Consider the following 1234-nt stretch of genomic DNA (forward strand, 5'->3'; position numbering starts at 1 on the left):
GGTCCTGGAGCCGATTTTCGAGGCCGATTTCTACCCGTCCAGCTACGGATATCGGCCCGGCCGTCGGGCCCAGGATGCCATCGCCGAAATCCACCGCTTCACCCGCAAGCCGTCGACCTACGACTGGGTCATCGAGGGCGACATCAAGGCTTGCTTCGACAACGTCGACCATCACGTCCTGATGGACCTGGTGGCCGAGCGCATCAAGGACCGCAAGGTCTTGCGACTGGTCAGTGCGTTTCTGCGGGCCGGAGTTGTCGAGCTGCACGGTGGATTCGCGGAGACCCTCACGGGCACTCCGCAAGGAGGAGTCGCCTCCCCGCTGCTGGCCAACGTCTATCTCTCTGTCCTGGACCGGCATTTCTCGCGGATCTGGAACACAGAGATGAGCCCCGGATGGCAAAGGCAAGCCCGACGCCGAAAGGGACTGCCGAACTATCGTCTGGTGCGATACGCCGACGACTTCGTCGTGCTGGTGCACGGCACCAAGACCGAGGCCGAAACACTCAAGGCGGAGATCGGTGAACTGCTGGCCCGCAGGCTGAAGATGACTCTCTCGGACGAGAAGACCCACATCACCCACATCGACGACGGCTTCGTCTTCCTGGGCTTCCACATCCAGCGAAGGCCCTTCGGCGACGGCCGTCGCGTCGTGCTCACCATTCCGTCCAAGCCCGCCTTGGCGTCGGTGATGCACAAGATCAAGAAACTGACGGGGCGAAGTACGACATCGCTCTCGTTGGAGGCGGTGCTGCGGTCGGTCAACCCAGTCCTTCGGGGCTGGGCTGCCTATTTCCGCTACGGCGCATCGAAGAGAACGTTCTCCTACCTCGGCTGGTACGCGTGGTGGAGGCTGATTCTCTGGATTCGCTACAAACACCCCCACCTGACCTGGAAACAGCTGCGGCGCCGCTACTACGGGGCAGACCGCATCACCGAGGGCGGAATCGTCCTCTACAACCCGGCGAAGATGCGGGTCCAGCGATACACGTTTCGTGGAGCGCAGATCAGCACGCCCTACAACATCGACGAGGTCAATCCCGACGGAGCACGCTTCCGCCGGACGAACCACGACGATGTGGCCTTCGTCGGTCAGGTCAGCGAATACCTCGCCTGATCCAGCGGATCACGTGGAGAGCCGGATGCTCGGCCAACGGGCACGTCCGGTTCGGCGGGCGGGGACGGGAAAACCGACACTGGAAACAGTGCACGGCGTCTCGTCCCCGACCCAACA

General features: G+C 62.8%; 1 protein-coding gene. It reads left to right on the forward strand.

What is annotated here, in order from left to right; genetic code table 11:
• On the forward strand, nt 1-1117 hold a 1117-nt coding region (locus ACFYO2_RS49635; protein ID WP_388364139.1), incomplete at its 5' end, for a reverse transcriptase domain-containing protein.
• Nucleotides 1118-1234: the final 117 nt, after the last annotated feature.

Origin of the sequence: Streptomyces sp. NPDC006602 (assembly GCF_042870385.1) — a bacterium.
GTDB lineage: Bacteria > Actinomycetota > Actinomycetes > Streptomycetales > Streptomycetaceae > Streptomyces.